The sequence below is a fragment of the Hyphomicrobium sp. genome (assembly GCF_020852195.1).
Lineage (GTDB): Bacteria > Pseudomonadota > Alphaproteobacteria > Rhizobiales > Hyphomicrobiaceae > Hyphomicrobium_C.
Map to the genome: position 1 here is coordinate 1 of NZ_JADZBI010000206.1, position 6,045 is coordinate 6,045.

The window sequence follows — 6,045 nt, forward strand, 5'->3', positions numbered from 1 at the left end:
AAGAGACATCAAGTGTGAAGGCTACCTCACTGAGGGAGTTCTGATCGTCTGATGAGGAGTAAAGCCGCCGAACAGGCGACGACCTTCACCAACGCGTTCATGGCGCGTAGGCCTCGCCCGTTAAAAGCAAAGCCGAGATGCCCGGCCGAGAACTCGTGAGTGCTTCAACGCTTGCTACGTAGCGAGTGGGCTCGGCATGAGGGATGGCAATACCGTACTGGGCACTTAAATCATCGGGGCGCATGTCGAAGCACGCGAGACCTGCGCCGAGCGTGATGAGCTTGCTTCCGAGCGGCGAAACGACAAGTCGGCAACCGCCTAAGATGCGCAAGCTATCCCGGTAGCGAATCATCGCCTGCAGGAGCTGTCGATAGGCTTCGAATGGATTCGACTCGTGGGCATGCAGGATGTTGCTGGTCGGAGTTTCCCGTTGGTCGAAAAGGGGCTCCTTGTATTCAAGAAGCAGCCGATCCGCGCGGCGGGGATTGCTGGACGGGTGAGGCAAAACCGGACAAATCTCTGCCTGGTCTGGAATGACGTTTGATTTCAAAATCTGCAGGAGCTGGTTCACTCGATGTTCGCCCAAAATTGGAAACCAGACGAGCGGCCAGTCTTGCACGCTTTCGGCCTGTACGGCGCTGGAGAATCCGGGAACCAATACGGGATCACTGCTTGGATCTTCGGCTAGGATCTGGGCATCCAAGCCCGCATCCTCCGCCACTACCACTTGAAAGTTTACTCCACATTGCGAAAGTGCATTCTCCTCCTTCTTGCGCGGCACTAGGCGATTGAGGATGCTGGTCATTAGCGCAAGATAGACCACGCGCGGAATCGAGCTCACATCAAGAATAATGTCGGTCTGGTCCGTCACTTGCCTGAGTACCGCGTCGACCCCGAGTCGAATGGCTTGGGTCGCGCTGATTTCGCTTTCCTCCGTTGCGGCAGCGCTGATCGCGACCGACTGGGAGGCGCCGAGCGGCGCGAAGATGGTCTCAAGGGCCGCCGCGTTGACCTCGGTGAGCGCCAGAAGTGCTGGGTCGAGTTCGTAGCCCTTCACGGCCACGAGGGTGAGAGAGGCGGCCTCCACCACCTGGCCCGAGGATCGAATGCTTGCAACGCATTCGCGCAAGACGACTTGCGCGCGCACGTCGAACCCTTTTCCTGCAATGTAGAGCAGCCTCATCGGTCGACGTTTGAACAGCGGGCCCCACAGATCATGTACGCCGTCGCCGCGTCGGTACACGTAGTGGTTCCAGAGCATAGTCACCCCAATTGGAGTCGCATCCGATCCGGCGTGCGGCCGCGAGCGACCCAGTCAGCAAGGTCGGCGGATTCGACATCTTGCCAACCGCCCATCTGGAGCGGCAGCCCAAAGTGCGCGCAGAGCGTTCGGTTGAGATCGAAGATTGTGCCTGCTTCACGTGCCGTGCTTGCGGAGCTTGGGCGCGCCAACAGGAGATTCTCGGCGACGCATTCAGCGAGCCCACGCAGCAGCAATCTTCCCTGATCGCCCATGGGCTGCGTGCCGCTGAGCTTGTCAAGCTCAGTGTGTGATAGCCGCACGCCGGTTACGCCCGGCGCGTAAGGGGCATTGGGCAGGAACGTCCGCTCTCGGCAATAGGATCCAATCGACTGCAGGAGCCGCAATGCTCGCGTTCCCTCGGTATGGCTCTTCGGGATAAATTGAAGCTTGCGTTTGGCGGCCTGGAGAAGCTGCTTCTCCTGCTCAGCGGGTGATAGCTCGGGATCGCGACGGCGAAGCACCTGACGGGCCTCGACGCCCTCGTACAGAGCGGCGGCGAGCGACAACAGTTCCTCGATGTTGCTACTTGCCATCACACAGAGTCGTTCGAACCCATAGTAATGCGGCAAATCGAGTTCTTCGTGCAGGAAGATCTCCGCCGCGTTTCGGACCTGCGAGTTGTCACGGTCCTCAAGCTCCTCCGCGGGCAGTGCGAGATCGAAGCTCATCTGGCGTCTCGCCGCATCGCGGCTCATAATAATTCGAGTCACATACAAGTCGAGCAGGGTGTCGAGGGAAGGTTCCGCGGATTTTCGCTCCGCGCGTGCGAGCCACTCGCTGTATCGCACGTTCGACTTCTGGTGAGCGGTGGCCTCGCCAAATGCCTTGATGCCGGCGGGCAAATATCGGCGGATCTCCTCGGGCTCGAGCTGTTGGCGCAGACACTGTTGAAAATTCGCCCCCGGGATGGCGTTCTGCAGATTCATGCGCTTGTCCAAAACATTTTGCGCAAAGGAGACAAACTGGTAACTCGCCGCCTTCGTGCCGCCCCAAATCTCCTCGAGCGCGTATTCGCGCAGGTCCCGGCCGGATCGCGCACCCTGGGACAAGAGCGATTCGCCGAGGGCGGACGACCGCAATCCAAACCAGACGGGTATCGAGGGCCGCAGGACCGTGAGTTCGTCGATCAACAATTGGCGCTGCCTACGCCGCAATTTCCATACATCATCGACCATAAGCAGGCGGCGCGGTGCGACGACCCGGTCGCCTACAACAAAGCGGACGACCTGAAGCCAGAGCACGCCTTCAAATCGAACGTGGCCCGGCAGACTATCCGGCTCGCGACCAGAAAATGCATCGAGTTTCGCATACACACGTTTCTCGTGTTCTGCTGCCCATCCCGCGAGTTCCGCGGCAGAGTTGAGTCTTGGTATGCCCGATAGCTCGGCGTCCGCGCCGTCGTATTGCAAGTGGATGGACGAGAGTGAGTCCTCTGACCCGCTTCCGACGAGCGCAGCCAGACTCCGCAAAGTCCGAAGCACGATCCGGCAATCGAAGAGCGCGCGAAAGAGGCCGTCTTCGGCGGCCGAGCCTGGCGGCAGATCGGCATATCCGGATGCGCAAGAGAGGAGTACCCCTAGGAGCTGGGGACCGTCTTCATCGTGGACAAGCCCTCGCGATGCGAGGCGGCGGTAGGATTCTGCAATCTCCGGAGAATTCTGCGCCCGCCAAAATCCCCGCAGGGAGTTCGGCGTGAAGGCCCGGAACAGAGTGGTCTTACCGGCGCCCGGAGCGCTGCGGAACACATGCACGGCGCCGTCGAACGCATCGTCCTCGATGCGCTCAAGGATCCTTGGGGAGAAGAGGCGCACGAATTCTTGATCCGAGGTGGTTCGCTCGGACATGCGTTCTAAGAAGGGGTTTGCGCGATAGGCCATCAGGGTTCTCGATGGCGGGTGACACGTGGAAAAAGGCCGCTGAACTGATATTGCTCGTAGCCCCACAGCAGATAGATCGAATTGTTGGGCGTGTTGTGGGACAGCACCACGGGCAACGCGCACCCGGCGAATCCCAATCGGCCGTCTGTACCGCCGACTGCGATGTGCTTGTCCTTGGCCACGCGCGAATCGAAGTAGCGCTCCTTCGCCAGGAGCTGCGCGATGGTTGCAGAAGAAATCTTGGTCAGCGCGATGTCGCGCTCCAGCGGACACAAAACGCGAATCTGCAGTGGTTTGTAGCCCATTTCGGCGGTGAATCGCTCGCACCAGTATTCAATATGGTCGATCGCTTGACTCGTTGCAACGTATAGCAGCAGAAAGACCTCATAGTAGGAGGGATCAACGAGCCTTTCGCTGTGGAGCTGGTCGTAGACTCTTTTCAGCTTCCCTTTGTAGGTCTTCTTCGCGCCGTCGTATCGAATGTAGGTGTTTCCGCTGCCCGAGAAATCATCGAGGAGCCAGATAAGGTTGAAGCGCGGGTCGGCGGCGGAGAATCCCCTTCCGGATGTACTGGTTCGGAGTTCCTGGAGCATGTCCTCGGACTTTTGCTCGCCGAGCTCGTACGCCTGCCAGATTTGCTCGTTACTGATCTCGCCGTTGCTTGCGCGACGAAGCTCATTGGTGTGCGCGCCGTCGCTTAAGCCGAGATAGAGCGACTTCAGCTTCAGCTCTTCGAAACGCCGGTGTCTTGCCAACTGACCAACACGGTAGGTCGGAATGTTATGTTCCTCAGCCACCAGGCGCATCCTTTCCTGGACAATGAGGTCTGGATACGCGGTCTGCACCAGATGCGAGAATTCGGCGTCAGAGAAATATATCAGGTGTTGCGTGACCAGCTCGAATGCGGCGGCGCGGTCGGTTTCGTCTAGCCGCTCTAGCCAAAGCGCGAGGCTCTCAATAAATCGGCGCCCGGGCGCAAACCGCTGATAATGGTCGTACTTATAGTCGGCGAGCAATTGCAGCTTCTTTACGTACTCCTGAATAGTGCTGAGATCCCGCCATCCCATCACCGCCGTCAGTATTCGAGCGGCATTAAGATCCTGCACGATCTTCCCCTGACATCAACTCCGGCAACACGAGTCTAAACCCGCCGCTGGGCAGGACATGTACTCGGTCGAGGTACCAGAGGGTCGCATCCACGTCTCGCTTGTGTTCCGGCGCGAGCTTCCAGCCTCGATCAATACGGCGGGAAGGCATGTCAACACTAAGTGAGTAGCGGTGTTCCAACAAGTCGGCGTCGTTGCCAGGCCACGCACCTTGATCCCCCACGGTCAAGATCTCGTACGGATCGATTCTAAACGTCTGAATGATGTTTGCGATCAACTGAGCCTTACCGATGCCGGGCGCGAGTATATCTACCGAATGTTTGCTTCGATGAATCCGGAAGATATCGAGACCTGCCTGTCTGAGGGAGTCGGCGATGACGAACCACATCTGCTCCGTAGCGAGCCCTTCACGAAATCGCACGCTGACCTGGTACGGTTGGGTCTCGCGGAATTCCTGGATGGGTACGCCGAACGCCTGTAACCGGCGAACGATGCGAATCACATGGCTTAAGAACTCACTCGTATCCTTCAGCGGAAGCGGTGCCTGACTTGCGTCATTGATCCAGCCGCCATTGTAAAGACCGAGTTGGATGTGTCGTAGAACCGCCGGCGGGAACAGCGTCGCGAGACATTCTTGAATCGAACCGCCGCGGCCAGAGGCGATCCCAAGGATGACGTTTGCGTCAATAAGTCTCTGCAAGTGGTTGACGATTCCCGCCGGGGGCGGCGCATTCTTTCGTTGCGAGGGGCAAAGCGTCCCATCGTAGTCAAAGACGATCGCCCGAAAGGTCTGCTTTTCGAACGCGGCGACAAAGGCGCTTCTGGCACGCCTCATATCGCCGCTATTTTGCGGTGAAGGCCAGTGGGAGCCTAGAACTTCGCACTTCGAGCGATCCTGCGACTGCACAGGATCCCGCGGTCGTGGGATCACCTGAGGGAGGTCGATGTAATAGAGATCGCGGCCGAACTGCGGAACGGCTTGGTGGCCCGGGTCATTGCCCAGTCGATTGCCGATGGCATTGATGAGGTGCATTTGGGCGATGAGCCCAGCGATCAGATCCCACTGTGTGGAGCCCTGGAGCGGCATTTCAAGGGTTGGCACGCCCGGCGGAAAGAGGGCCCGCATCTGTTCCCACAGTTGGCGCAGTGATGGCTCGGTGAGAGCGAGTACCACGATGTCCTGCGCGCGTGCCGCGAGCCACAGGTGTCGCCCGTGAGAAAATGAGCGCAAATCTGCTAACTGACAGTGTAACAGTGCCGCTTCAGAGAGCTTCGATTCCAGATCAGCGGCGACAGGCTGCAATTGCGGAGAGTAGATCACTACCATCGCCCCGCGGGCGGCGGCGGCTTCAATGAAGTCCGCTGCTCTCGCGGTCCAAGCCTGAACGGATTCGCCAGCAATGCGAAGATCGTCGATGGACTCCGGCGCTGGGCTAGCACTCTCGTCCAACTCACTGTAGGCGCGAGCGACGAGGATCGAGTCCAGTAGTAAGCTGTTGGTCGCTAAGTAGCCGTCCTTGTTGTCGAGAGCAAATACGTGTGAGATCACTTCCGTGAGATCTCCAACGCAAGTCATCAACGCACTATCAGCCCGGTTGGTTAGGACATGCACTTCTCTTGCGCTGTGGCGCCTGGCACGCCGCAGCGCTTCTGTGATGTCTGGATTCTAGCCTTCGGCCGAAATAAGAAAAACTGGGCTGGAAGCCGCCAACGTGGGATTGCATATGATCTCAAGCGGTGTGGCGGGTCTCGAAACACG

Annotated in this window: 4 protein-coding genes; all 4 read right to left on the minus strand. The window is 58.8% G+C overall.

Features of this window, described 5'->3' with window-relative positions:
• Positions 1-97: 97 nt before the first annotated feature.
• Genes IT540_RS17355 through IT540_RS17370 form a run of 4 tightly spaced genes read right to left on the minus strand, consistent with a single transcriptional unit; the run spans position 98 to position 5,835 of the window.
• Entirely contained in the window at positions 98-1,261 is a 1,164-nt protein-coding gene (locus IT540_RS17355) for a hypothetical protein (RefSeq protein WP_291180796.1), read from the minus strand.
• Positions 1,262-1,263: 2 nt separating this feature from the next.
• Complete coding sequence (locus tag IT540_RS17360; protein WP_291180798.1) at positions 1,264-3,180, minus strand: hypothetical protein; 1,917 nt, start codon at positions 3,178-3,180, stop codon at positions 1,264-1,266.
• The gene (locus IT540_RS17365) at positions 3,180-4,286 is read right to left on the minus strand and encodes a hypothetical protein (RefSeq protein ID WP_291180799.1); all 1,107 of its coding nucleotides are present in this window, start codon (positions 4,284-4,286) and stop codon (positions 3,180-3,182) included. Before IT540_RS17365 ends, IT540_RS17360 begins: the two co-directional genes overlap by 1 nt.
• Positions 4,273-5,835: an HAD-IIB family hydrolase gene (locus IT540_RS17370; RefSeq protein ID WP_291180800.1), complete on the minus strand. Its 1,563-nt coding sequence runs from the start codon at positions 5,833-5,835 to the stop codon at positions 4,273-4,275. Before IT540_RS17370 ends, IT540_RS17365 begins: the two co-directional genes overlap by 14 nt.
• Positions 5,836-6,045 lie beyond the last annotated feature (210 nt).

Excerpts from the sequence above, each read along its gene's own strand:
- IT540_RS17355 (WP_291180796.1), bottom strand. The coding sequence starts at position 1,261 with ATGCTCTGGAACCACTACGTGTACCGACGCGGCGACGGCGTACATGAT.
- IT540_RS17360 (WP_291180798.1), bottom strand. The coding sequence starts at position 3,180 with ATGGCCTATCGCGCAAACCCCTTCTTAGAACGCATGTCCGAGCGAACC.